The organism is Streptomyces sp. 3MP-14, from assembly GCF_006334905.2.
Classification (GTDB): domain Bacteria; phylum Actinomycetota; class Actinomycetes; order Streptomycetales; family Streptomycetaceae; genus Streptomyces; species Streptomyces triticirhizae.
Genome location: NZ_VDLZ02000007.1, coordinates 340,522 through 363,969, shown reverse-complemented (window position 1 = coordinate 363,969; position 23,448 = coordinate 340,522). Strand labels below are relative to the sequence as shown.

Genomic DNA, 23,448 nt, shown 5'->3' with positions numbered 1-23,448 from the left:
CACTGGCCTGTTATGAGCGACTGGCCCGACGGGTGGAGCGACGACGACCAGGACCGCAGCCGCTACGGCCGGGGACGCGGCAACGCGACCCCGGAGAGCGCGCGGGTCATGCCGCACGTCAACAGACCGCCCAGACAGCGCTCGCCCCAGCACGACTCCTACGCCGCCCCGGCGCGGCCGGCCGGGCCCGGCCGGGACGCGAACCAGGCCCCCGGCTATGACTCCGGCTGGAACGAGGGCCGGGTCTACCGGGGCGCCGGGCAGCAGCCGCCCCCGCCGGACGCCCCGGGCCAGCGCCCGCAGGGCCCCGGCCCCGACCGGCCGAAGCCGCCGCCGCGCTGGGGCCGCCGAATAGGCTTCAGCGCGCTGGCGCTGGTGCTGGTCCTGGTGGTGGTCGCCACCGCGACGTACTTCTGGGCGGACGGGAAGCTCAACCGGGACGTGGACCTGGAGGCGTTGGAGGACCGCCCGGAGCCGGGCGAGGGCACCAACTTCCTGATCGTGGGCTCGGACAGCAGGGAGGGGCTGAGCGAGGAGCAGCGCGACGAGCTGAGCACGGGCAACGCCTCGGGCAGCCGCACCGACACGATCATGATCCTGCACGTCGGGTCCAACGGGAACACGATGGTCAGCCTGCCCAGGGACTCCTGGGTGACCATCCCGGAGTTCACCGGCTCGGAGTCCGGCAACCGCATCCCCGAGCAGCAGCAGAAGATCAACGCGGCCTTCTCCATCGAGGGCCCCTGGCTGCTGGCCCGCACCATCGAATACAACCTCGACATCCACATCGACCACTATGTGGAGATCGGCTTCGGCGGCTTCGCCAACGTGGTGGACGCGCTGGGCGGCGTCGAGATGTGCTTCGACGAGCCGATCCAGGACGAGAACTCGGGCGCGGACTTCGAGGCGGGCTGCCACCAGTTGAACGGCGCGGAGTCGCTGGCGTTCAACCGGCAGCGCTACCAGGAGGCGGAGGGCGACCTCGGGCGGACCAGGAACCAGCAGAACTTCCTCGGCACCCTGGCCGGCCAGGCGGCCTCGCCCAGCACCCTGTTCAACCCGTTCCGGCTCTACCCGACGCTGAACGCCACCGTGGAGGCGCTGACCGTCGACACCAACATGAGCCTGTGGGACCTGCGGTCCATGTTCTGGGCGATGCGCGGCGCCGAGCGGATGAACATGCCGGTGGCCGACCCGGGCTACGCGGCGCCCGACGGCAGCTCGGCGGTGCTCTGGGACGAGGAGCAGGTCGAGGCGCTGATGGCGCAGCTGCGGAACGACGAGGAGGTCACGGTCGGGGTGGAGGAGGAGTAGCCGCTCCCCCGTTCCGTTCACCGCCCGACGGGGCGGGTGCGCCGGCGGGTGGCATCGGGCCCTCGCCGGCGCGCTGTTGTGCCTGCTTCGCCTGTGTCTGCTTCGCGCGGTAGGCGCGCATCTTGGCGCGCGCGCCGCAGGTGCGCATCGAGCACCAGCGGCGGCGGCCGGCCGGGCTCTGGTCGTAGTACGCCCAGCGGCAGTCGTCCGCCTCGCAGACCCTGAACCGCCGCCACTCCCCCCGCGCCTCGGCCGCCGCGACCACGGCGGCCACCCGCGCGGTGAACGCGGGCAGTCCGTGCAGGCCGGGGGCCGGGACCAGCAGCGCGGCGCCGTCGTCGGCGACCTCGACGACCAGCGGCGCGCGCGCGAAGAGCGCGGTCAACTCGGCCGGCGGCGGGGCGTCCTCGACGTGGTGCGCCAGGCCGGCGGCGCGCAGCGCCTCGCGCAGCCGGCGCAGCGCGGGCAGTTCACCCGGGGCCAGGGTGAGCGCCGGGTCGACCTCGGCGAGCGCCGCCGGGGTGACCAGCCCGTCCAGGCCGGCCTCCAGGTCGGACGTGTTCAACAACCGCACCAGCAGCGCCAGGTCCTCCGGGATCGGTCGCTCCGCCATGCCGCCACGGTATCCGGCCCGTCACGCTTGCGTCGGCCTCGACCGTCCCGCATCATGAAGTCCGTTACCCGCTGAACTCGTTTTGCGGTAACGCACCTTCGAGGAAAAGAGCTTCCCATGGCCATCGTCACGCTCGGCCCGACCGTGCTCGACTGTCCCGACCCGCTCGCCCTGGCGACGTTCTACGCGACGCTGCTGGACGGGAAGGTGGACCGGGACGAGGACGACAACGAATGGGTCGAGGTCCAGGTGGCGGGCGGGCCGCCGCTCGCCTTCCAGCGGTCCGAGGGGTACCGGCCGCCGAGCTGGCCGAGCACCGAGAACGGGCAGCAGTTCCACCTCGACTTCTCGGTGCCGCGCGACCGTTGGGACGAGGCCGAGAGGCAGGTGCTGGAGCTGGGCGCCACCAAGCTGGAGGGCGACGGCGGCACCCGCAACTGGCGGGTCTACGCCGACCCGGTCGGGCACCCGTTCTGCCTCTGCGCGCACTGAGGATCGCGGCGGCCGGCCGGGGCTCGTGGCCGGCCGGGGTTCGTGGCCGGCCGGGGCTGGCGGCCGCCGGCCTGGTCGACGGGCCCCGGGTGTCGGACCGCTCGGGTAGCATCTCGCCGCGTGAACGGCGGCGGGGCGGGAGGCGAGGTGTTCGGTCAACGCACCCCCTGGGCGCGGCTGTTGCCGGCGCTGCGCTGCCCGGTCTGCGGGGCGGGCCTCGGCCCCGCCGAGCGGGCCGCGCGCTGCCCCGCAGGACACAGCTTCGACCTCGCCCGCCAGGGCTATCTCGGCCTGGCCGGCGGGCAGGGCGGCGGGGCCGGGGCCGGGGCCGGCGCGGCCAACGCCGACTCCGCCGCGATGGTCGAGGCGCGGTCGGCGTTCCTGGGCGCCGGGCACTACGCGCCGCTGACCTCGGCGCTGGCGCGGCTGGCCGGCCAACTCGCCCCGCCCGACGGGCTGTCGCTCGACGCGGGCGGCGGCACGGGACACCATCTCGCCGGGGTGCTCGACGCGCTGCCCGGGGCGGTCGGGCTCACGTTGGACGTCTCCCGGTTCGCGCTGCGGCGGGCCGCCAGGGCCCATCCCCGGATGGGCGCGGCCAGCGCCGACGTGTGGCGCGGACTCCCGGTGCGCACCGGCGCCTTCAACCTGCTGCTCAACGTCTTCGCGCCGCGCAACGGCGCCGAGTTCCACCGGGCGCTCACGCCGGGAGGCGCGCTGCTGGTGGTCACGCCCGGGCCCGAGCACCTGTCCGAACTGCGCGCCGCCCGGGGCCTGTTGGCGGTTGACCCGGCCAAGGAAAAACGACTGCGGCACGCCCTGGCCGGGCACTTCGTGCAGGAGGCCGAGGAGCGGCTGACGTTCGGGCTGCGGCTGACCGCCGACGAGGCCCGCGACCTGGTGGCCATGGGCCCCAACGCGCACCATCGCGCCACGGACCCGGGCGAGGCGCCGCACCCCGGCACCGTCACCGCCTCCTTCCGGCTGACCGTCCACCGGCCGAGAGCGGGGGCGGGAGCGGGGGCGGGAGCGGGGGCGGCAGGAGCGCGGTAGCGGGAGCCGGCGCGCGGCTAAGGCGTGCGGCTAAGGCGTGCGAGCCGGCCCGGGTGGGCGCGCACCGGACATCGCACGGCCCGAACCGGCGCGCGGTTCAAGCCACCTGTTGTTCAGCCAGAGTTGGCGCGCGTGGTGGCCGGCGCGCACCGTTCGCGCACCATAGTGGCGCTCGTCCTGTCGAGAATCGGCCATGGGAGGTGCCCGAGGATGGTGCGGGCGGGCGAGAACAACACCGGAACGATGGGCCGACGCACCCTGCTGCGCGGCGCCGCCACCGCCTCGGCGGCGCTGGCGCTGCCCGCCGGGGCCGCGCTGGTCGGCGCGGCCCCGGCCCAGGCGTTCGGCGGGCGGCCGTCGGCCGACTGGGGCGTCCAGGTCGGCGACGTGACCGGGGAGTCCGGCCTGGTCTGGGTGCGCAGCGACCGGCCGGCCCGGATGGTCGTGGAGACCTCGGCGACCGAGTCGTTCCGCCGGCCGCGCCGGTTCGCCGGGCCGCTGCTCGGCCCCGGCACCGACTTCACCGGCACCGCCAGGCTGCGCGGCCTGGAGCCGGGGCAGCAGGTCCACTACCGGGTGACGCTGGTCGACCCCGACGACCACCGGCGCACCGGCCGGCCGGTGACCGGCACGTTCCGCACCCCGTCCGCGCGGCGCTCCGACGGGGCCCGCTTCGTCTGGTCCGGCGACCTGGCCGGCCAGGGCTGGGGCATCAACCCGGAGCTGGGCGGCTACCGCGCCTTCGAGGAGATGCGCCGGCTCGACCCGGACTTCTTCCTGTTCAGCGGCGACACGGTGTACGCCGACGGGCCGCTCACCGAGTCCGTCACCCTGCCCGACGGCCGGATCTGGCGCAATATCACCGTCGAGGAGAAGGCCAAGGTGGCCGAAACCCTCGCCGAGTACCGAGGCAACTTCCGCTACAACCTCGCCGACGAGAACCTTCGGCGCTTCAACGCCCAGGTGCCGGCCATCGTGCAGTGGGACGACCACGAGGTCACCAACAACTGGTACCCGGGGGAGCTGCTGGAGGACGAGCGCTACACCGAGAAGTCCGTCGACGTGCTGGCCGCCCGCGCACGCCGGGCGTTCAGCGAGTACTTCCCGATCCCCAGCCTGCGCCCCGGGGCGCGCGAGGGGCGGGTGCACCGGGTCGTGCGCCGGGGCCCGCTGCTCGACGTCTTCGTCCTCGACATGCGCACCTTCCGCGACCGCAACTCGCCCAACCGGCAGGCCGAGAACGGACAGGGCATCCTCGGCCGCGAACAACTCGACTGGCTCAAGCGCGAGTTGATCCGCTCCCGCGCCGTGTGGAAGGTGATCGCCGCCGACATGCCCATCGGCCTGGTGGTCCCGGACGGCGAGACCGACTTCGAGGCCATCGCCAACGGCGACCCCGGCGCCCCGCTCGGCCGGGAACTCCAGATCGCCGAGTTGCTCCGCTTCGTCAAGCGCCGGCGGATCACCGGCACCGTGTGGCTGACCGCCGACGTGCACTACACCTCGGCCCAGCACTACCGGCCCGAGCGGGCGGCGTTCGGCGACTTCGCGCCGTTCTGGGAGTTCGTCACCGGGCCGATCAACGCCGGCGCGTTCCCGGCCAACGCGCTCGACGGCACGTTCGGCCCCGACCGGGTCTTCGTCAAGGCCCCCACCGCCTCCAACGTCTCGCCGGCCGAGGGCTACCAGTTCTTCGGCGAGGTCGCCATCGACGGCGACAGCGGCGAACTCACCGCGCGACTGCGGGAGGTGGGCGGCGGGGTGCTGTTCTCGCAGACCCTGCGGCCCGGCCTCGTCGGGCAGTGAACCGGCCGGGCGCCGGCCCCGGGTGGTACACCTGGGGCATGGCACCCGGCGAGAAGGACCCGCAACCGGCGCTGCTCCCCGACCCCGAGGAGCGGCGCCGGCCGCCCGTGCACTGCCGGCTCTGCGGGCGCCCGCTGCGCGACCGGGAGGCGCGGACCTGGGGCCTCGGCCCCGAGTGCCGCGCCAAGCTGGCGCTGCGCGCCGCGCCCCGGCCGCCCGAGCACCCGGTGGAACAGGACCCGCTACCCGGCGTCTGACCCCGCCGACGCCGCCGCGCCGGCCGGCCGCCCGTCCGCGCCCAGCAGGGCGAGGCACGGCTCAAGTCCGCTGATCTCGACGGGGGTTCGGCGGTGGGCCAGCCAACGGTCCCTGGTCAGCCGCAGCCGCCGCTCGGTCACCGCGCGGCCCCGCACCACCAGCCGAGCGATCCCGTCGTCCTGGTAGCCGAGCTTGGCCGAGACCCGCAGCGAGCCGGCGTTGTCCGCCATGGCCGCCGAGATCGCCTGCTCAGCGCCGAGCCCGGCGAACGCCAGCTCCAGCACGGCGGCCCGCATCTCGGTGCCGATGCCCCGCCCCTGGTGCGCGAGGCCCAGCCACGAGCCGCTGTTGGTCTCGCGCAGCACCGCGAAGTCGTTGGCCATCAGGGACTGGGTGCCGACCAGCCGACCGTCCTCGAAGACGCCCAGGTGCAACTCCCAGCGCTCCGGCGTGAGCGCGGCCCTGGCGCCCCAGTGGTACTGGATCGTCGCCGGCCGCAGCTTCTCGGGCGGCTGATCGGTCCAGGGCGTGACGAACGGCATCTCCGCCGGCGGGTGCACCCCGGCCGCCGCCAGCTCGGCCAGCCCGGCGAGTTCCTCGTCGTCGGGAAGGCGCAGTTCGAGGCGGGGGGTGCGCAGCCGGAGGCCGGCCAGCGGCCAGTGGTCGATCAGCATGGCTCATTCTGGGCGACCGCCGGGGACGGGCTCACCCGGTTTTCGGGGCGTGTCCCTCGCCGGCCGTCAACGGCCAAGGCCCGGACGCCCGCGCCGCCGCGCGCACGTCCGGACCAAGAGCGATCAAAACTCGATTGAACTCAGTCGGCCTCAGTTGAACGAGGACGAGAACGAGTTCAACGCGAGCCCCGCGCCGTTCTCCCAGGGCTCGAAACCGGCCTGGACGCTGGTGATGTACCAGGACGGGTCGGCCAGCCCGTGGGCGACCGTCTCGTCGACGAAGTCCATGACGTCGAAGTTGAAGCTGGTGATGGCGGAGGGCGCGATGAACGAGATCACGTCGTTCCCGCCGTTGTTGCCCTCCCAGACCTCCCACTGCTGGCCGGCGATGTTCGCGGTGCCGGTCGGGGAGCCGATCGGCTGGATCGGGCCGACGCGGTTGAGCCAGATCATGATCTCGGTCTCGCTCACCCCGGTGGTCTGCGGCTCCGGGTCCAGCCAGATGTCGTAGCTGGCGTTGTAACTGGCGTTGTCCACATAGGTGTAGGACACGCTGCTCGGGGCGCTGCCGATCTGGCTCACCTGGCGGGGAAGCGCGGTGCCGGGCGAGCAGTTGCCGTAGTGACAGCCGTCATAGACGGACGGGTACGACTTGGGCGCTCCGTTGGTCGGCACGCTGCCGTTCGCCGTCACCAGCTGGAAACCACTGTCGGTGACGTTGATGCACTGCTCTTCCTGGGTGCCCCAGCGGTTGTTCTGCGCGATGTAGCGGTTTTGGATCACCGTGGTGCCGTACTGGTCACAGATCAGCTCGTCCGCCTGAGCCGACCCCGGCATGAGCGTGAACGTCGCGGCCACCGACGCGAGAACGGCCGGTATGGCGGTCGCGAGGAGGCGTTTACGAGAAGGCATTGGGCTCCTCCGTGGGGGAGTTCCGTGGGGGTGTGCCGTGCGTGGGAGCGCTCCCGCATACTGCCCGGCGGACTTTATGTGCATCTCCGGCGGCTGACAAGGCTTCTCGTCGAATCCGATTCGACAGTGCCTCGGGCCGGCGGGGGGCCTCGGGCCGGCGGGGAGCCTCGGGCCGGCGGGCCTTTGGGGGAGCGCCCGGCCGGCGCGGGGGCGCGCGCCGTGCGCGGCGCGCCGGGCGGCGTGCGCCGCCTGGGGGCGGGGGCGCGGGCCGCTTCGCGGCGGGGGCGCCTTGGCGCGCTGTGCGCGCCTCCGGCGGGGGCCCGGGGGTGGTCACCGTAGGTGACGATTTCCGGCCTCCGGGAGCGGTACCGGAACCGGTGCCACGGGTCACTTTCCCGCCGTCCCTCAGGCCGGCGGGCCCCGGAGGAACGGCCCACCGTGGCGCGTGCGGCGCCCGGGCCCACGGTCCCGAACGGCGGTGTCCCCGCCACCCGTTGCCCCGGTCTCCGGCGAGCCTCTTCCCGACACGCAACGGGCAACGAGGCCCGGCGACGCCGCACCAGGCTCCGCCCCCGCGAAGCGACAACCCCAGCCGCCGGCCTGCCCAACGACCGTGACGACCATGCCCGTTACCCGGCGGGGAGCCCGCGACCGGAGTGCATCGCCGAAGCCGCCGGCACCGGCCAACCTGCCCTCCCAGCTCGATGCGCCCACTCGGCCGGACTCCCAACTGGTCAACTCAAGGGCCGACTTGCGCGGACGATTCCCCGTTCCCCCTGGCCGAGCGCTCCCACCGCCAGCCAAGGAACTTCGCCTCGGCGGACCACTTCCCGCCCTCGGCAACGAGCCCACCGGCCCCGGCGGGCTGCCCCACCGAACTGGCCAGCGCCGCCCCACGGTTGCACGGTGAACACCGACCACGCGGCTCCGCCCCACATCGGGCTCGACCTGCCACACGGCAGCGCCAGCAGTACCTTCCGCACCCACCCGCGCACCGGACCGACTCCTCCGCCGCATGGCGACACCCCGCCGAACTCGCCCACCTGGCATCACAGTTGCCTGCCGGCACACGGCCCCACCGCACAGCGGACCCGCCCTGCCCACATGGCGCCATCCCGCCGAACAGCCGGCGGCACCCAAGGTGGCCGTCAACCACACGGCCCCGCCCACGCTGCGGAACCTCCAGTCCCGGCGGATCACCTATCCGAACTCGCCTGCGACGGTCACGACGGAACGTCAGCCGCGCGGCAACCCCGGCACCACTTCCCTCACCCGCCCGCACAAAGCCCCCCGCCCAGCGAGTCCGACCGGCGCGCACGCCAGCAGCACCCACCCGCGCAAGAGCCCCAACCCGGCGCGGGCCGGACGGCCCCGGCGAACGAACACCACGGCATCGCACCGCAGTTGAACATCCCCACACGGCGCCCCCCGGACCACTCTCCCACCGACGACAACCCACAGCTGCACATCACCCACGCGACCCCGACCAGTAACAGCCCCGGCCCGCCGAGGCGACACCACCCGCACAACAGCCCCCGAGCGCACGGCGCACCGCCGAACTCCCCGGAGGTACCCCGGGCGGACTCCCACCCGCCCGCAACGGCTTCAACTCAGCGGCCCGGACGCCCCCGCCCCATCCGCGCAACGGCCCCAACCCAACGGCCCGGACGGGCCCCACGTCACAGCGCGGCGGAACCCATCCCGGCCCCACGCAGCGGGCTCGGCTGCGCAGCGGGCTCGGCCACGCAGCGGACCCCGCCCACACGACGCCCCCCGCCCCGCGCAGCGGACCCCGCCGCGCGGCGGCGCGCCGCCGCACTCGCCGGTGGCGCCCGGGGGCGCCACCGGCCCCGCCCCCGGCCGGGGGGCGCTCCGGTCCGATCAGGCCTGACCCGCCAGGGTCAGGCCGTCGGGCGACCCAGGGCCCGGTACGTCCAGTCCGCCTTGCGCCACAGCGAAGCGTCCAACGTGTTCCGCCCGTCCAGGATGTGACGGCGCGACACCACCTCACCCAGGGCTGCCGGGTCCAGTTCCTGGAACTCGCGCCACTCCGTGAGGTGCAGCACCACATGCGCGCCCCGCGCGGCCTCTATCGCCGACTCGGTGTAGCGAAGCGTCGGGAAGACGGCCCTGGCGTTGACGACGGCCTTCGGGTCGTAGACGCTCACCTCGGCGCCCTGGAGGTGGAGTTGACCCGCGATGTTCAACGCCGGGGAGTCGCGGACGTCGTCCGTCTCCGGCTTGAAGGCGGCGCCGAGCACCGCGACCCGCCGGCCCAGCAGCGAGCCGCCCAGCGCGTCCCTGGTCAGGGCGACCATGGAGGCGCGGCGGCGCATGTTGAGCGAGTCCACCTCGCGCAGGAACTGGAGCGCCTCCGACGCCCCCAGCTCCCCCGCCCTGGCGAAGAAGGCGCGCAGGTCCTTGGGCAGGCAGCCGCCGCCGAAGCCGATGCCGGAGCGCAGGAACTTCGGGCCGATCCGTTCGTCGTGCCCGAGCGCCTCGGCGAGCTTGACCACGTCGCCTTCGGCGACCTCGCAGACCTCGGCCATCGCGTTGATGAAGGAGATCTTGGTGGCGAGGAAGGCGTTGGCCGCCGTCTTGACCAGCTCGGCCGTCGGCAGGTCGGTGACGACGAACGGGCTGCCCTCGGCGATCGGCGTCGCGTACACCTCGCGCAGCACGGCCTCGGCCCGTTCGCTGGTCACGCCCACCACGATCCGGTCGGGGTGGAGGGTGTCCCGCACGGCGAAGCCCTCCTGGAGGAATTCCGGGTTCCACGCCAGCTCGGCGGCCTCGCCGGCCGGGGCCAGCTCGGCGACGCGGCGGGCCAGCCGGGCGGCGGAGCCGACGGGGACGGTGGACTTCCCGACGACCAGCGCGGGCCGGTCGAGGTGCGGCGCGAGGGAGTCCACCGCGCTGTCGAAGTAGGACATGTCACAGGCGTACTCGCCGGCGCGCTGTGGTGTGTTGACGCAGACGAAGTGGACGTCGGCGAAGGCGGCGACCTCCTCGAAGGAGGTGGTGAACGACAGCCGCCCGGTGGAGCCCGGCAGGCCGGTGACGTGCTGGCGCAGGATCTCCTCAAGTCCCGGCTCGTACATCGGGGAGAGCCCCCGGGAGAGCAGCTCCACCTTGGCCGGCACCACGTCGATGCCGATCACCTCGAAGCCCAACTCCGCCATGGCGGCTGCGTGGGTGGCGCCGAGGTAGCCGAGACCGATCACCGAGATCTTGAGAGGCATGGACCCGAGCATAGACGGACGGCCCTGTCGGCAAGCTCACCTATCCCCAGGCCCGTCATGACCCTAGGATCAAGTTACTTAACAGTCATGAACCAGTGGACGACTGGCCCGGGCCAGTGCGGCACTGAACCAGCGAACCGCTTCGTGGGCAGGGAGTGAGACAGGTGGCAGGAGCCGGGGACTTCGACCTCTACCGTCCGGCCGAGGAGCACGAGATGCTCCGGGAGTCCGTTCGGGCGTTGGCCGAGGCGAAGATCGCGCCGCACGCGGCGGACGTCGACGAGCAGGCGCGCTTTCCGCAGGAGGCGCTGGACGCCCTGGTCGGCAACGACCTGCACGCGGTCCACGTGCCGGAGGAGTTCGGCGGCGCGGGGGCCGACGCGCTGGCCACGGTGGTCGTGATCGAGGAGATCGCCCGGGTGTGCGCCTCCTCCTCGCTGATCCCGGCCGTCAACAAGCTGGGGTCGCTGCCGCTGATGCTGTCGGGGTCGAAGGAGTTGCAGGCGCGGTATCTGACCCCGTTGGCCGAGGGGCGGGCGATGTTCTCGTACTGCCTCTCGGAGCCGGACGCGGGCTCGGACGCCGGCGGCATGAAGACCAGGGCGGTGCGGGACGGGGACTCCTACGTCCTCAACGGCGTCAAGCGGTGGATCACCAACGCCGGGGTCTCGGAGTACTACACGGTGATGGCGGTCACCGACCCGGAGAAGCGGACGCGGGGCGGGATCTCGGCGTTCGTCGTGGAGAAGGGCGACGAGGGGGTCTCGTTCGGGGCGCCCGAGAGGAAGCTCGGCATCAAGGGCTCGCCCACCCGGGAGGTCTATCTGGACAACGTGCGGGTGCCGGCCGACCGGATGATCGGCGACGAGGGCACCGGCTTCGCGACCGCGATGCGCACCCTGGACCACACCCGGATCACGATCGCCGCCCAGGCGCTGGGCATCGCGCAGGGCGCCCTGGACTACGCGAAGGGCTATGTGCGCGAACGCAAGCAGTTCGGGAAGCCGGTGGGCGACTTCCAGGGCGTGCAGTTCATGCTGGCCGACATGGCCATGAAGCTGGAGGCGGCCCGGCAGCTGACCTATGCCGCGGCGGCCAGGTCGCAGCGTGAGGACGGCGACCTGACGTTCTTCGGGGCGGCCGCGAAGTGTTACGCCTCGGACGCGGCGATGGAGATCACCACGGACGCGGTGCAGCTCCTCGGCGGCTACGGCTTCACCCGGGACTACCCGGTGGAGCGGATGATGCGGGACGCCAAGATCACCCAGATCTACGAGGGCACCAACCAGGTCCAGCGGATCGTGATGGCCCGCAACCTGCCCTGAACGAGGGTTCGTTGACCCCCCGGCCCGAGCGGGCCGGGGGGTCAGCACGTTCCGCCCTCCTCCTCGCGGCGGCGGATCAGGGCGGCCACGCTGTCGAGGAGGAAGTCGAGGTTCCCGTTGAAGTCGTCCTCGGCGGTGTTCTCGTTGTCGAAGATCCCCGACCTGGCGATCTTGGCGAGGGTGGGAAACCGCTCGTCGGTGGCGACCTTGGCCATCATGCGGCCGTAGACGCGGCCCCAGTCCTCGTAGGAGACCCCGGTGCGCGCGGAGGCGCTGGTCATGGTGAGTTCCTGTCGGGTGTCGCCCAGGACGAAGCCGCTGATGATCAGCAGCACCCCGATCATGTCGCCCTCGTTGAGCGCGGTCCGGTCCAGCGCCGCGAGCGCCACCTCCATCCAGGCCAGGCTGTTGGGGCTCATCGGTGGGGCCCCGATGGGGATGTCCAGCATCCAGGGGCGGCTGAGCATCAGTTGCCTGGTCTGGAGCGCCCAGTTGCGCAGCACGCCGCGCCAGTCGTCGGGCCAGTCCGAGGTGTCGGGCACCGAGGTGGCCATGGCGAACATCAGGTCCAGCAGGTCGTCCTTGCTGGGCACATAGCGGTAGAGCGTCATCGTGGTGACGCCCAGTTCCTGGGCGATGCGGCGCATCGAGACGCCGGCGATGCCCTCCTCGTCCGCGATCCGGACGGCCACCCCCACCACCTGGTCCACGGTCAGGCTGCCCCTGGGCCCGCGGGTGCCGGGACTGTGGGTGCGCCAGAGCAGGTCGAGCAGGTACTGCGGGTCACGCGCTCGGGTCTCGTCCGCCGCCATGTCGCCGCTCCTCGATCCTTCGTGCCAGGCCAGGGACCGTCGCCATCGTAGAACTATGTACAGCGTCCACAGAAAGTGTACGGTGTACAGAGTAAGTGTACGCCGTACAGGGTTTCCCGTGCGGCGTGCGCCGGAACGTGCGCGAACGCGATACCGAGAGGGCGAGGTGGGGCGCGATGACAGCGATCGTGGCCGAGGGGATACGCAAGCGGTACGGGGGCACCCGGGCCCTGGACGGGTTCGACCTGACGGTTCGGGAGGGCACGGTGCACGGCCTGCTGGGGCCCAACGGCGCCGGAAAGACCACGGCCGTGCGGACGTTGACCACGCTGGCGCGGATGACGGAGGGCCGGGCGACGGTCTGCGGGTTCGACGTGGCCAGCCAGCCGGACGAGGTGCGGGCCAGGATCGGGCTCACCGGGCAGTACGCGGCGGTCGACGAGTTCCTCAGCGGCCGGCAGAACCTGGTCCTCTTCGGCCGGCTCTTCGGGCTGCGGCCCCGGGCCGCCCGGCGCCGCGCGGACGAGCTGCTGGAACGGTTCGACCTCGCCGGGGCCGGGGGACGCCGGGTGGACGGCTACTCCGGCGGGATGCGCCGCCGGCTCGACCTGGCGGCCAGCATGATCGTGGTGCCCCGGGTGCTCTTCCTGGACGAGCCGACCACCGGCCTGGACCCGCGCAGCCGCAACCAGGTGTGGGACGCGGTGCGTTCGCTGGTCGGCGACGGCACCACGGTGCTGCTCACCACCCAGTACCTGGAGGAGGCCGACCAGCTCGCCGACCTCATCTCGGTCGTCGACGCCGGCCGGGTGGTGGCCGAGGGCACCGCCGACCAGCTGAAGTCGCGGCTGGGCGGGGACCGGGTCGAGGTGGTGGCGCGCGAGGCCGCCGACCTCGGGGCCGTGGCCGCGCTGCTGGGACGCGTCTGCGGGGTCGAGCCCGAGGTCGACCACGAGACGCGGCGGGCGGTGGCCGAGGTGGACGACCGGGTGCGCGCGCTGACCGACGTGGCCGCCGCGCTGCGCGCGGCCGGGCTGGTCGTCGAGGACCTGGGCACCAGGCGGCCGACCCTGGACGAGGTGTTCCTCCACCTCACCGGGCGCCCGACGAACGACGCCGACCGCCCGAGGAACGACGTCATGAACGCCGAACGGGAAGGAGCCGCGGCATGAGCACGCACGCCCTCACGAACGCGCCAGGGAACGCGCCAGGGAACGATCCGGGCGAGGCCCGCTGGCAGGGGCGCGCGCGGCGCGGGCCCCGGGTCGCGGTCTCGGACGGCCTGGTGATGACCCGGCGGAACATGGCCCAACTGGCGCGCAGCCCCGAGGAGATCTCCCTCTACTTCAGCCTGCCGATCCTGTTCGTGCTGGTCTTCGGCTATGTCTTCGGCAGCGGGATGCAGGTCCCCGGCGGCGGGAACTACCGCGAGTTCCTGCTCCCCGGTGTCTTCGCCATGACCATGCTCTACGGGATGGGGGCGACGGGAACCTCGCTGGCGTTCGACGTCAGCCGGGGCGTGGTGGACCGCTTCCGGTCGATGCCGATGGCCAGGTCGGCACTGCTGGTCGGCCGGTGCCTGGCCGATCTGCTGCGCGCGCTGCTGGAGATGACCGTGCTGGTGGTCTGCGGCCTGCTGGTCGGCTGGGAGTGGCACCGGGGCGTCGGGCTCGCGCTGGCGGCGGTCGGCCTGGTGCTGCTGCTGCGGGTGGCGATGTCCTGGATCGGCATCTACATCGGCCTGCTGCTGCCCAACCCGGACACGGTCGGCACGGTGATCTTCCCGTTGGCCTTCCCGCTGACGGCGCTGTCCAGCGTCTTTGTCGCGCCCGAGCTGATGCCGGGCTGGCTGGGCGGCATCGCGGAGTGGAACCCGCTCTCGGCGACGGTGGCCGCGATCCGCGAGCTGTTCGGGAACCCGGGTCTGGGCGGCGACTCCTGGGCGGCTGAGAACGCGCTGCTGCTGGCGGTGGCCTGGCCGGTGGTGATGGTGGCGGTGTTCGCGCCGCTGGCCATCCGCCGCTTCCAGCGGCTCACCGACTGAACCGGTCCCGGGGAACGCGCGGGGCGGGGCCGGCCTCCACCGGCCCCGCCCCGCGCTCGCCCCGGAGCGCGAACGCTCAGATGCTGACGCCGTGCTCGCGCAGGTAGGCCAGCGGGTCGATGTCCGAGCCGTAGGACGGGCCGGTGCGCACCTCGAAGTGCAGGTGCGGGCCGGTCACGTTGCCGGTGGCGCCGGAGAGGCCCAACTGGTCGCCGGCGCCGACCGACTGGCCGACGCTCACCGAGAGCGAGGACAGGTGGGCGTACTGGCTGTAGTGGCCGTCGGCGTGCCGCACCACGACCTCGTTGCCGTAGGAGCCGCCGCTGCCGGCGGTCACCACCTCGCCGGCGGCGATCGAGACCACCGGGGTGCCGGTCGAGACGGGGAAGTCGGCGCCGGTGTGGTAGCCGGAGGACCACAGCGCGCCGGCGTTGCCGTAGCCGCCGCCGCTCACGCCGGCCACGGGGGCCACGTAGTCGCCGCTCGGGGCGGGCTCGGCCGGCTCTTCGGCCTCGGCGTCCCCGAGGTCCAGGGACAGGGTGAGGCCGGGGGCGATGTGGCCCGGGTCGTCGCCGATGACGTCGCGGTTGGCCTCGTAGAGCTGCTCCCAGCCGCCCTCGATGTCGTGGTCGGCGGCTATGCGGTACAGGGTGTCGCCGCCCTCGACGGTGTAGTCGGCGGGCGCGGCGCTGGCGGCGCCGGCGGCGAGCAGGGGCAGGGCGAGGCCGGCGGCCCCGGTGGTGAGCAGCGCGGCGGCGCGGGACACGCGGCGGGACGGCTGACGGCGGTGGCGTCCGGTTCCGGACATGGGGTCTCCTCTCCGACGCCTGCGAGGTCAGCTGTCGGGTTCGGGCCGGAGTCGCCCGGCCACGGCCGGCCGCGACGCGCCTGGGCGCCGGGTTCTGCCGTGACTTCACCCCTAGCCGGAGATCGCACGAGATCCGGCGGAATTGGGTCCCCCGCTCCTGTCAGACGGAATGACCACGTTCCCGCTTCCGGTGACAGGATTCGGCGTCCGGAGCGGTTCGCCGCGAATGCGACGCGGACCGAACGTTAAACCCGGGAATTCGCATCGGACAAGAAAGCGGGAACGCCGGGAACGTGACCCGAATATCACCGACGGCGGCATATGACGCTGCGTTCTGATCGTTTTCCGCACGGTAGGCGGCGGGCCGTTTGCGGGAAAGCGTCAACTGCTTGCCGGAAAGGGACACTTCGTGGGGCGGCCGACCGGCGAAGCGGTCGGGAACGGAAAGGAACGGCGGCCGGCCCGTGAGTTCGGTCACGGGCCGGCCGCCGCCGGGCACTATCTCACCTTTGAGTTGATTGTCCGCTTTCCTGGCCGTCCAGGCTCGCGATGGTCGCGATCGACGGCCCGCGCCGGCTCGCCAGATCGGCGGCCACGGTCTCCGCGTCGCGCAGCACCCGCACGGCGTTCTCCCAGGTCAGCCTGGCCAGGTCGGCGTGCGACCAGCCGCGTTCCAACAGCTCGGCGATCAGCAGCGGATAGCCGGAGACGTCCTCCAGGCCCTGCGGCAGGAACGCGGTCCCGTCGTAGTCCCCGCCGATCCCGATGTGGTCGACGCCGGCCACCTCCCGCATGTGGTCGAGGTGGTCGGCCACGGTCGCTGGGGTGGCCAACGGGCGCGGGTTGGCCTCCTCGAACGCGCGCTGCACCCGCATCGCCGGCTCCGTGGTGTCCAGCGGATGGAAGCCGTTGGCCGTCATGTTCGCGTCGGCCCGGCGGGTCCACTCGATCGCCTCGGGCAGCACGAACTTGGGCACGAACGTGGCCATCGCGACCCCGCCGTTGGCGGGAAGCGCCGCCAGCACGTCGTCCGGCACATTGCGCGGGTGGTCGCAGATCGCGCGCGCCGAGGAATGCGAGAAAAGCACCGGCGCCTCGGAGATCCGCAGCGCGTCCCGCATCACGTCGGCGGAGACATGGCTGAGATCGACCAGCATTCCGACGCGGTTCATCTCCCGCACCACCTCGGCGCCGAAGGCCGTGAGGCCGCCGTGCCGTGGCTCGTCGGTGGCGGAATCCGCCCAGTCGATCGTGGAGTTGTGCGTCAGCGTCATATAGCGCACGCCGAGCCGGTGAAAGGCGCGCAGCGTCGCCAGCGAGTTGTTGATGGAATGGCCGCCCTCGGCGCCCATCAGCGAGGCGATCCGGCCCTGCGCCCTGGCCGCGACCATGTCGTCGGCGGTCAGCGCCCGGGTCAGGTCGGTCGGGTAGCGGTCCAGCAACCGGCCGACCACGTCGATCTGTTCGAGGCAGGCGCTGACGGCGTGGTCGCCGCTCAGCTCGGCCGGCACATAGACCGACCAGAACTGCGCGCCGACGCCGCCGGCCCGCAGCCGGCGCAGGTCGGTGTGGAGGCGGCCGGTCAGGTCGCCGGCGATGTCGGCCAGGTCCAGGTCGTAGCCCACGGTCTCGCGCAGCGCCCAGGGCAGGTCGTTGTGCCCGTCGACCAGCGGGTGCTCGGCGAGCAGCGACCGCGCCTCGGCCAGCCGGTCGGCGGCGGCGCTCATCGGGCCTGCCCCTCGGCGCCGTTGGTCGCCGTGGCCAGGGAGGCGCGCAGCCGGCGGCCCTTCTCCGTGGCCTGCTCGCGCAGTTCGTCCTGGAACGCGCGCATCCGGGCGCGCAGCGCCGGGTCGGCCGCGCCCAGGATGCGGGCCGCGAGCAGCCCCGCGTTGCGGGCGCCGCCGACGGAGACGGTGGCCACCGGCACCCCGGCGGGCATCTGCACGATGGAGAGCAACGAGTCCATCCCGTCCAGGTGTTTCAGGGGCACCGGGACGCCGATCACCGGCAGCGGAGTCAACGAGGCGAGCATTCCTGGCAGATGAGCGGCCCCTCCGGCCCCGGCGATGATCACCGAGAGACCGCGTTCGGCGGCATCCTGCCCGTAGGTGACCATCTCGGTGGGCATCCGGTGCGCCGAGACCACATCGGCCTCATAGCGGACGCCGAACTCGTCGAGCGCCTCGGCCGCCGCCCGCATCACCGGCCAGTCGGAGTCGGAACCCATCACGATGCCCACCTGGGGCGCCGGGCTGTCGCTCATGCCTCACCATTCGTCGTCTCGGCGGTCGTTGCGCGGATCGTTCGCAGGTCGTTCACTCGTCGATCAGGCCGCGAAGGTAGTCGGCGGCGTGGCGGGCGCGTTCGATCACGTCGGGCAGGTCGTCGCCGAACGTGGTGACATGCCCCACCTTGCGGCCCGGCCTGACGTCCTTGCCATACATGTGGATCTTCAGGGCCGGGTCCCTGGCCATGCAGTGCAGATAGGCCGGATACATCTCCGGGTACTCCCCGCCCAGCACGTTGGACATCACCGTCCAGGGCGCGCGGGGCCTGGGGTCGCCCAGCGGCAGGTCGAGCACGGCCCGCAGATGGTTGGCGAACTGCGAGGTCACCGCGCCGTCCTGGGTCCAGTGGCCGGAGTTGTGCGGGCGCATCGCCAGCTCGTTGACCAGCACCCGGCCGTCCCGCGTCTCGAACAGCTCGACCGCCAGATGGCCCACCACCCCCAGCTCGGCGGCGATCCGCAGCGCCATCTCCTGGGCGTGGGCGGAGAGTCGGGGCGCGAGGTCGGGCGCGGGCGCGATCACCGTGTCGCAGACGCCGTCCACCTGCCGGGACTCGACCACCGGGTAGGCCACGGCCTGGCCGTGTGGGGAACGCACCACGTTGGCCGCCAACTCGCGGCGGAAGTCCACCCGCTCCTCGCCCAGCACGGGCACCCCGGCGCGGAAGGCGTCGCCCGCCTCCGCCTCGGAGCGCACCAGCCACACGCCCTTGCCGTCGTAGCCGCCGCGCACCGTCTTCAGCACCACGGGGAAGCCGCCGACCTCGGCCGCGAAGCGGGCCACGTCGGACGGGTCGGTCACGATCCGGTGGCGCGGGCAGTCCACGCCCAGCGCGGTGAGCCGGGCACGCATCACGCCCTTGTCCTGGGCGTGCACCAGCGCGTCGGGCCCGGGGCGCACCGGGATGCCGTCGGCCTCCAGCGCGCGCAGATGTTCCGTCGGCACATGTTCGTGATCGAAGGTGATCACATCGCACCCCTTGGCGAAGGCGCGCAGGGTGGCCAGATCGCGGTAGTCGCCGACCACCACATCGTTCACCACCCGCGCCGCCGAGTCCTGCGGGGTGTCGCTGAGCAGACGGAAGGTGATGCCGAGCGGGATGCCCGCCTCATGGGTCATTCGGGCGAGCTGACCGCCTCCGACCATGCCGACCACGGGAAATGTCACGCGCCCCAGCGTATCCGGCCCCCGTTCCGCGCCGGCGGGGGCCCGGAACCGCGACGGCCCGTGGCCACGTCTCTGCCGGTGGTCGCCGATGGTTCGCGACCGCGAAGGCCACCCGAGGCGCCGAGCGCGCGGGGGCGGCAGCACAGAATGAGACAACCCGGAGCACGACGGGGAAGGCGCGGGGACGAGATGAGAAGCGTGAACGACGTGAACGGTGGCAACGGCACGGCCGGCGGGGCGACGCGAGGCCGGGGAGCCCGCGCGCGCCGGCTGCTGCTCGCCCCGCTGGCCGCGTTGGCGCTGCTGCTCACCGGCACCGCCTGCCAGGACGACGAGCCGGAGCAGCAGCGGTTCACCGACGCGGACGCCGACGCGCCGATCGAGGTCACCGCCGGCGAAACGTTCGTTCTCGCCCTGGGCGAGAACCCGTCCATCGGTTGGGAGTGGACCCTCATCGACCCGGAGCCGGACGAGGCCGTGGTGCGGGCCGACGGGGATCGCTACGACTCCGACGGCGACGAGCCCGGCACCGGCGGCACCCGGCTGCTGCACTTCGAGGCGGTCGCCGCCGGCGAGACCGAGATCGCCGTGACCCGCCTCTTCCGTGGCGAGTACGAGCCGGAGACGGACCTCGTCTTCGACGTCCGGGTGGTCGACGCCGGGTGAGCCGCACAACGGGCCGTTGTCGTAGGGGCGGATTAGCATGGCGCACATGAAGGAGGGGCGTCCGCTCCGGGACCGGGTGCGCGGGGTCGCGAGGGAGGCGGCGAAGTTCGGCACGGTCGGCGCGTTCGGCTTCCTGGTCAACGTGGTCGTCTTCAACGTCTGCTCCCAGGTGCTGGGCCTGGCCCCGATCCGCTCCGGGGTCATCGCCACCTCGGCCGCCATCTGCACCAACTACGTCGGCAACCGCTACTGGACCTACCGCCACCGCGACCGCTCGGGCCGGCGCCGCGAGATCGCGCTGTTCGTGCTGTTCTCCTGCGTCGGGATGGTCATCGAGAACGGCGTGCTGGCCCTCTCCCACTACGGCCTCGGCCTCACCTCGCCGCTCGCCGACAATTTGGCGAAGAACGTGATCGGCCTCGGCATGGGCTCGCTGTTCCGCTTCTGGTCGTACCGGACCTGGGTCTTCCGCCGCTCGGGGCGGGCCCGGGAGGCGAGCGACGAGCCACTGCCGGTCGGCTCCGGCGCGCGCTGAGCCGGGCCGCCCGGCCGGGCCGCCCGTCGTTCAGCCGGGCCCTCGTTCAGCCCGCCGGGTCCTGGTCCTCCATCTCGCGGCTGAGGAAGAGCGCGAACACCGGCGGCGAGAGCCCCAGCAGCTCCAGCCGCCCGCCGTCCGCCTCGGCCAGGTCGCGGGCGACGGCCAGCCCGAGGCCGGTCGAGTTCCGGCCGCTGACCGTGCGTTCGAAGACCCGCGCGCCCAGTTCCTTCGGCACCCCCGGGCCCTCGTCCGTGACCTCGACCACCACCTGGTTCCCGGCGACCCGGGTGCGCAGCGCGACCGTTCCCGCGCCGTGCATCAGGGAGTTCTCCACCAGCGTCGCCACCACCTGGGCGACCGCGCCCGGGGTGCCGACCGCGCGCAGCCCCTGCTTGCCCGAGTGCACGATGGCCCGCCCCGCGCCCCGGTAGGCCGGCCGCCACTCCTCCACCTGCTGGGCCACCACCTCGTCCAGGTCGAAGCCGACGGCCGAACCCAGGCGCGGATCGCGGGAGTTGGTCAGCAGCCGCTGCACCACGTCGGTCAGCCGCTCGACCTGGACCAGGGCGACCGTCGCCTCCTCCTTGACCGTGTCCCGGTCCTCGGTGGCGATGATCTCCTCAAGCCGCATGGACAGCGCGGTCAACGGGGTGCGCAGCTGGTGGGAGGCGTCGGCGGCCAGCCGCCGCTCGGCGGTCAGCATCCGGGCGATCCGCTCGGCGCTGGCGTCCAGCACATCGGCCACCCGGTCCAACTCCGGCACCCCGTACCGGCGATGGCGCGGGCGCGGGTCGCCCGAGCCGAGCCGTTCGGCGGTCTCGGCGAGGTCGGTCAGCGGCGCGGAGACCCGCCGGGCCTGCCGCACCGCGAGCAGCGCGGCGGCGGCCACGGCCAGCAGGGAAACCACGAGGATGATCATCAGCATCCGGCCGATCTCGTCGCTGACCACGCTCCTGGGCTGGCGCACCACGACCCGCTCGCCGTTCGCCCCGGCCTGGGCGCTCTCCATCGGGTTCTCGCCGGCCTCGGGGCCGAGCCGGATCGGCGGCTGCCCGACGAGTTCGATCAGCACCTGCCGGTCGGGCGGCGCCGAAGCGGCCATGTCCTCGGCGGTGACCGGCTCCCCGGAGGCGATCCGGCTCTCCACGTCCGCCAGCAGGCGGGCGGTCTCGGACTCCAGCCGGTCCCTGGCGCTGGCCTCGATGGTCCTGGTCTCCACGAGGAACAGTGAGACGCCGAAGACGGCGATCACCACCAGGACGACCGCGAGCGTGGAGTTGATCAGACGACGGCGCACGGCGGCCTCGTCTCAGCTCTTCTCGAAGCGGAATCCCACTCCCCGAACGGTGACGATGTAGCGCGGGTTGGCCGCGTCGTCGCCGAGCTTCTTGCGCAGCCAGGAGATGTGCATGTCCAGCGTCTTGGTCGAGGACCACCAGGTGGTGTCCCAGACCTCCCGCATCAGCTGCTCCCTGGTGACCACCCGGCCCGCGTCCCGCACCAGGACCCGCAGCAGGTCGAACTCCTTGGCCGTCAGGTGCAGCTCGTCCTCGCCCATCCAGGCGCGGTGCGACTCCACGTCGATCCTGATGCCGTGCACGGCGGGGGCCGGGCCGCTCTCCGCGTTCCCCCGGCGCAGCAGGGCCCGGACCCGGGCCAGCAGTTCGGCCAGCCGGAAGGGCTTGGTGACATAGTCGTCGGCCCCGGCGTCCAGGCCCACCACGGTGTCCACCTCGTCGGCGCGGGCGGTCAGCACCAGCACCGGCAGGCCGAGGCCCTCGGTGCGCAGCCGGCGACAGACCTCCAGGCCGTCCATCCCGGGAAGTCCGAGGTCAAGCACCACCAGGTCGACGTCCCCGCGCAGTCCCGCCCGCAGTGCCTCGGGGCCGTCCTCGCGCACCTCCACCTCGTATCCCTCGCGGCGCAGGGCACGGGCCAGCGGCTCCGAGATGGATGCGTCGTCCTCGGCGAGCAGCACACGGGTCATGCGCTGATGGTAGACGCCCGCGCCACCCGGGCATGGCAGGTCCCGGAGGAAGGGCGGGGAACGGACCGTCAGTCGGGAACGGGCCGTCAGCCGGAGCCCGTCACAGCCGGAGGCCGTCAACCGGAGGCCGTCAGCCGGAGCCCGTCAGTCGGGGACCGGCGCCCCCAGCTCGGCCCAGACCGTCTTGCCCGCCGCGTCGGGCTCGTGCACCACGCCCCAGTCGAGGCAGAGCCGCTGGACGATGAACATGCCGTGCCCGCCGGGACGGCCCGGCATCCGGGTGGTCCGCAGCGCGGGGGTGCCGGCGCCCCGGTCCAGCACCTCGATCCGGATCAGCTTGGTTCCTCGGCCTATCCGCAGCTCCTCCGGGCCGCCGGCGTGCAGACAGGCGTTGGTCACCAGCTCGGAGACGACCAGCAGCACGTCCTCGACGGCGGCGAACTGTTCCTCGTTCACGGCCGGCAGCCAGCCCCAGTCATGGAGCGCCTGGCGCGTGAACTCGCGGGCCTTGGAGACCACTCCGCCCGTGCCGATCAGCCGAAGCCTGCGCACCTGTCGAACCGGCTCCTCGGCGGGGGCCACCCGGTGTCGCTGCGCACCCTGGTCATCAGCGGGGCGCGGTCGAGTCGTCCCCATGCACGCCTCCCCTAGCCTTCTCAGCCATCTTCGCGCCCCGTCGTCCTGGGCGGCGTTTCCTCGAACCAGCCGGGTGCCGGGTTCGTTCCGTTCGGTCCGGTCGGTCCGGCATCGCGTCGAGTGGTCTCCTGCCCGGAGGCGCGGGTCGCACACCCGCCCCTTCGGGGCAATCGCTCGGGCGGGGCGACACGCTCCGACGTGCGCTGTCCGAACCAGTGTGACGGGCGGGGATGGCCGCGTACAGCGGCCCCCGCCGTGGCGTCAGTCGCCCGGTGGACCGGCCAGGGCCTCGTCGAGGGTCTCGTGAACCGTGAACACGGCGGTGGCGCCCGTTATCTCCAGAATTCTCGCGACGATCGGCGGCATTTCGGCCAGATGCACGCCGCCGCCGGCCTGCTCGGCTTCCAGTCGTGTGGCGAGAAGCACATTCAGTCCGGTCGAGTCGCAGAACTCCAGGCCAGAACAATCGATGACAATCCGGGCACCTCCGGACACCACACACTCATGGAGTGCGCTGCGGAGCTTGTCGGCGGAATGGTGATCGAGTTCACCGACGGGCGCGACCACAGAGGACCCGGCCGTGCGCCGAACATCGACCGTCAGGCCACGCCGGTACGTCTCCCCCGGCATTCCGCGGTCCATGCGGCCCCCTTCTCATTGGAGCGCCCTCCTGGCTAGGTTCGAAACCTTAGCCCCTGGAGGCCTGGTCCGGCACCCTAACAGGCCCGACATTCCTCGTAATTCGGGCGTAGCAGACTTGCCATAGTTGCCGAAATCCGGGTAGGGCTAGAGGAGCACCTGTTTTTCGAACCG

General features: G+C 72.7%; 22 protein-coding genes, 1 pseudogene and 1 riboswitch. Of the genes and pseudogenes, 10 read left to right on the top strand and 13 right to left on the bottom strand.

The window, feature by feature from the left end:
- Window positions 1-12: 12 nt before the first annotated feature.
- Complete coding sequence (locus FH609_RS14630) at window positions 13-1,314, top strand: LCP family protein (RefSeq protein ID WP_139674261.1); 1,302 nt, start codon at window positions 13-15, stop codon at window positions 1,312-1,314.
- On the opposite strand, the gene FH609_RS14625 is transcribed toward FH609_RS14630, so the two are convergent.
- On the bottom strand, window positions 1,289-1,927 hold the full coding sequence (locus FH609_RS14625) for a CGNR zinc finger domain-containing protein (RefSeq protein ID WP_139674263.1): 639 nt from the start codon (window positions 1,925-1,927) through the stop codon (window positions 1,289-1,291). The genes FH609_RS14630 and FH609_RS14625 overlap by 26 nt on opposite strands.
- 117 nt (window positions 1,928-2,044) lie before the next feature.
- Between FH609_RS14625 and FH609_RS14620 the strand changes: the two genes are divergently transcribed.
- The 4 genes from FH609_RS14620 (at window position 2,045) to FH609_RS14605 (ending at window position 5,535) form a co-directional block, all read left to right on the top strand.
- The gene (locus FH609_RS14620) at window positions 2,045-2,419 is read left to right on the top strand and encodes a VOC family protein (RefSeq protein ID WP_139674266.1); all 375 of its coding nucleotides are present in this window, start codon (window positions 2,045-2,047) and stop codon (window positions 2,417-2,419) included.
- A 177-nt stretch (window positions 2,420-2,596) separates the two neighbouring features.
- A complete protein-coding gene (locus FH609_RS14615) occupies window positions 2,597-3,472 on the top strand; it encodes a putative RNA methyltransferase (protein WP_139674463.1) in 876 nt (291 codons plus the stop codon).
- Between the two features lie 210 nt (window positions 3,473-3,682).
- Entirely contained in the window at window positions 3,683-5,278 is a 1,596-nt protein-coding gene (locus tag FH609_RS14610) for an alkaline phosphatase D family protein (RefSeq protein ID WP_226961651.1), read from the top strand.
- Window positions 5,279-5,316: 38 nt separating this feature from the next.
- Window positions 5,317-5,535 (top strand): DUF6011 domain-containing protein, encoded by a 219-nt coding sequence (locus FH609_RS14605; protein WP_193318100.1) that lies wholly within the window; start codon window positions 5,317-5,319, stop codon window positions 5,533-5,535.
- Here the strand turns inward: FH609_RS14605 and FH609_RS14600 are convergent.
- The 3 genes and pseudogenes from FH609_RS14600 to FH609_RS14590 form a co-directional block, all read right to left on the bottom strand.
- On the bottom strand, window positions 5,521-6,210 hold the full coding sequence (locus FH609_RS14600; protein WP_139674269.1) for a GNAT family N-acetyltransferase: 690 nt from the start codon (window positions 6,208-6,210) through the stop codon (window positions 5,521-5,523). The two genes, FH609_RS14605 and FH609_RS14600, sit on opposite strands and share 15 nt — an antisense overlap.
- 153 nt (window positions 6,211-6,363) lie before the next feature.
- A pseudogene (locus FH609_RS14595) lies at window positions 6,364-7,122 on the bottom strand (GH12 family glycosyl hydrolase domain-containing protein); the annotation flags it as partial.
- A 1,901-nt stretch (window positions 7,123-9,023) separates the two neighbouring features.
- On the bottom strand, window positions 9,024-10,364 hold the full coding sequence (locus FH609_RS14590; RefSeq protein WP_139674275.1) for a UDP-glucose dehydrogenase family protein: 1,341 nt from the start codon (window positions 10,362-10,364) through the stop codon (window positions 9,024-9,026).
- A gap of 164 nt (window positions 10,365-10,528) precedes the next feature.
- Here FH609_RS14590 and FH609_RS14585 point away from each other — a divergent pair, with 164 nt between their 5' ends.
- A complete protein-coding gene (locus tag FH609_RS14585; RefSeq protein ID WP_139674278.1) occupies window positions 10,529-11,689 on the top strand; it encodes an acyl-CoA dehydrogenase family protein in 1,161 nt (386 codons plus the stop codon).
- Window positions 11,690-11,730: 41 nt separating this feature from the next.
- On the opposite strand, the gene FH609_RS14580 is transcribed toward FH609_RS14585, so the two are convergent.
- The gene (locus FH609_RS14580) at window positions 11,731-12,501 is read right to left on the bottom strand and encodes a TetR/AcrR family transcriptional regulator (RefSeq protein ID WP_139674281.1); all 771 of its coding nucleotides are present in this window, start codon (window positions 12,499-12,501) and stop codon (window positions 11,731-11,733) included.
- A 176-nt stretch (window positions 12,502-12,677) separates the two neighbouring features.
- On the opposite strand from FH609_RS14580, the gene FH609_RS14575 reads away from it, so the two are divergent.
- Both FH609_RS14575 and FH609_RS14570 read left to right on the top strand, forming a co-directional pair.
- Entirely contained in the window at window positions 12,678-13,673 is a 996-nt protein-coding gene (locus FH609_RS14575; RefSeq protein ID WP_139674285.1) for an ATP-binding cassette domain-containing protein, read from the top strand.
- Complete coding sequence (locus FH609_RS14570; RefSeq protein ID WP_193318101.1) at window positions 13,670-14,545, top strand: ABC transporter permease; 876 nt, start codon at window positions 13,670-13,672, stop codon at window positions 14,543-14,545. The genes FH609_RS14575 and FH609_RS14570 overlap by 4 nt, the downstream gene beginning before the upstream one ends.
- A 76-nt stretch (window positions 14,546-14,621) precedes the next feature.
- On the opposite strand, the gene FH609_RS14565 is transcribed toward FH609_RS14570, so the two are convergent.
- The 4 genes from FH609_RS14565 to FH609_RS14550 all read right to left on the bottom strand — a co-directional run bounded on the left by FH609_RS14565 (window position 14,622) and on the right by FH609_RS14550 (window position 18,808).
- Window positions 14,622-15,353, bottom strand: a complete 732-nt coding sequence (locus FH609_RS14565) for a LysM peptidoglycan-binding domain-containing M23 family metallopeptidase (RefSeq protein WP_139674288.1) — start codon at window positions 15,351-15,353, stop codon at window positions 14,622-14,624.
- 1 nt (window position 15,354) lies between these two features.
- A riboswitch (cyclic di-AMP (ydaO/yuaA leader) is annotated at window positions 15,355-15,569 on the bottom strand.
- A 287-nt stretch (window positions 15,570-15,856) separates the two neighbouring features.
- Window positions 15,857-17,080, bottom strand: coding sequence for a dipeptidase (locus FH609_RS14560; protein WP_139674291.1), 1,224 nt, complete (start codon window positions 17,078-17,080; stop codon window positions 15,857-15,859).
- Window positions 17,077-17,616, bottom strand: a complete 540-nt coding sequence (gene purE / locus FH609_RS14555) for a 5-(carboxyamino)imidazole ribonucleotide mutase (protein WP_139674295.1) — start codon at window positions 17,614-17,616, stop codon at window positions 17,077-17,079. Before purE ends, FH609_RS14560 begins: the two co-directional genes overlap by 4 nt.
- A 52-nt stretch (window positions 17,617-17,668) precedes the next feature.
- Window positions 17,669-18,808 carry a 5-(carboxyamino)imidazole ribonucleotide synthase gene (locus tag FH609_RS14550; RefSeq protein ID WP_139674298.1) on the bottom strand — a complete coding sequence of 380 codons (1,140 nt, stop codon included), beginning with the start codon at window positions 18,806-18,808 and terminating at the stop codon, window positions 17,669-17,671.
- Between the two features lie 189 nt (window positions 18,809-18,997).
- Between FH609_RS14550 and FH609_RS14545 the strand changes: the two genes are divergently transcribed.
- Both FH609_RS14545 and FH609_RS14540 read left to right on the top strand, forming a co-directional pair.
- Complete coding sequence (locus tag FH609_RS14545) at window positions 18,998-19,474, top strand: protease inhibitor I42 family protein (RefSeq protein ID WP_193318102.1); 477 nt, start codon at window positions 18,998-19,000, stop codon at window positions 19,472-19,474.
- Window positions 19,475-19,520: 46 nt separating this feature from the next.
- Window positions 19,521-20,009, top strand: coding sequence for a GtrA family protein (locus tag FH609_RS14540; protein ID WP_139674303.1), 489 nt, complete (start codon window positions 19,521-19,523; stop codon window positions 20,007-20,009).
- 46 nt (window positions 20,010-20,055) lie between these two features.
- On the opposite strand, the gene FH609_RS14535 is transcribed toward FH609_RS14540, so the two are convergent.
- From FH609_RS14535 to FH609_RS14520, 4 genes are all read right to left on the bottom strand, one after another.
- Window positions 20,056-21,309: an ATP-binding protein gene (locus tag FH609_RS14535; protein WP_139674306.1), complete on the bottom strand. Its 1,254-nt coding sequence runs from the start codon at window positions 21,307-21,309 to the stop codon at window positions 20,056-20,058.
- Window positions 21,310-21,321: 12 nt separating this feature from the next.
- Window positions 21,322-21,999 (bottom strand): response regulator transcription factor, encoded by a 678-nt coding sequence (locus FH609_RS14530; protein WP_122182122.1) that lies wholly within the window; start codon window positions 21,997-21,999, stop codon window positions 21,322-21,324.
- Between the two features lie 144 nt (window positions 22,000-22,143).
- Window positions 22,144-22,635, bottom strand: a complete 492-nt coding sequence (locus tag FH609_RS14525) for an ATP-binding protein (protein ID WP_139674309.1) — start codon at window positions 22,633-22,635, stop codon at window positions 22,144-22,146.
- Window positions 22,636-22,896: 261 nt separating this feature from the next.
- Window positions 22,897-23,277, bottom strand: a complete 381-nt coding sequence (locus FH609_RS14520) for an STAS domain-containing protein (protein ID WP_139674312.1) — start codon at window positions 23,275-23,277, stop codon at window positions 22,897-22,899.
- Between the last annotated feature and the right edge of the window lie 171 nt (window positions 23,278-23,448).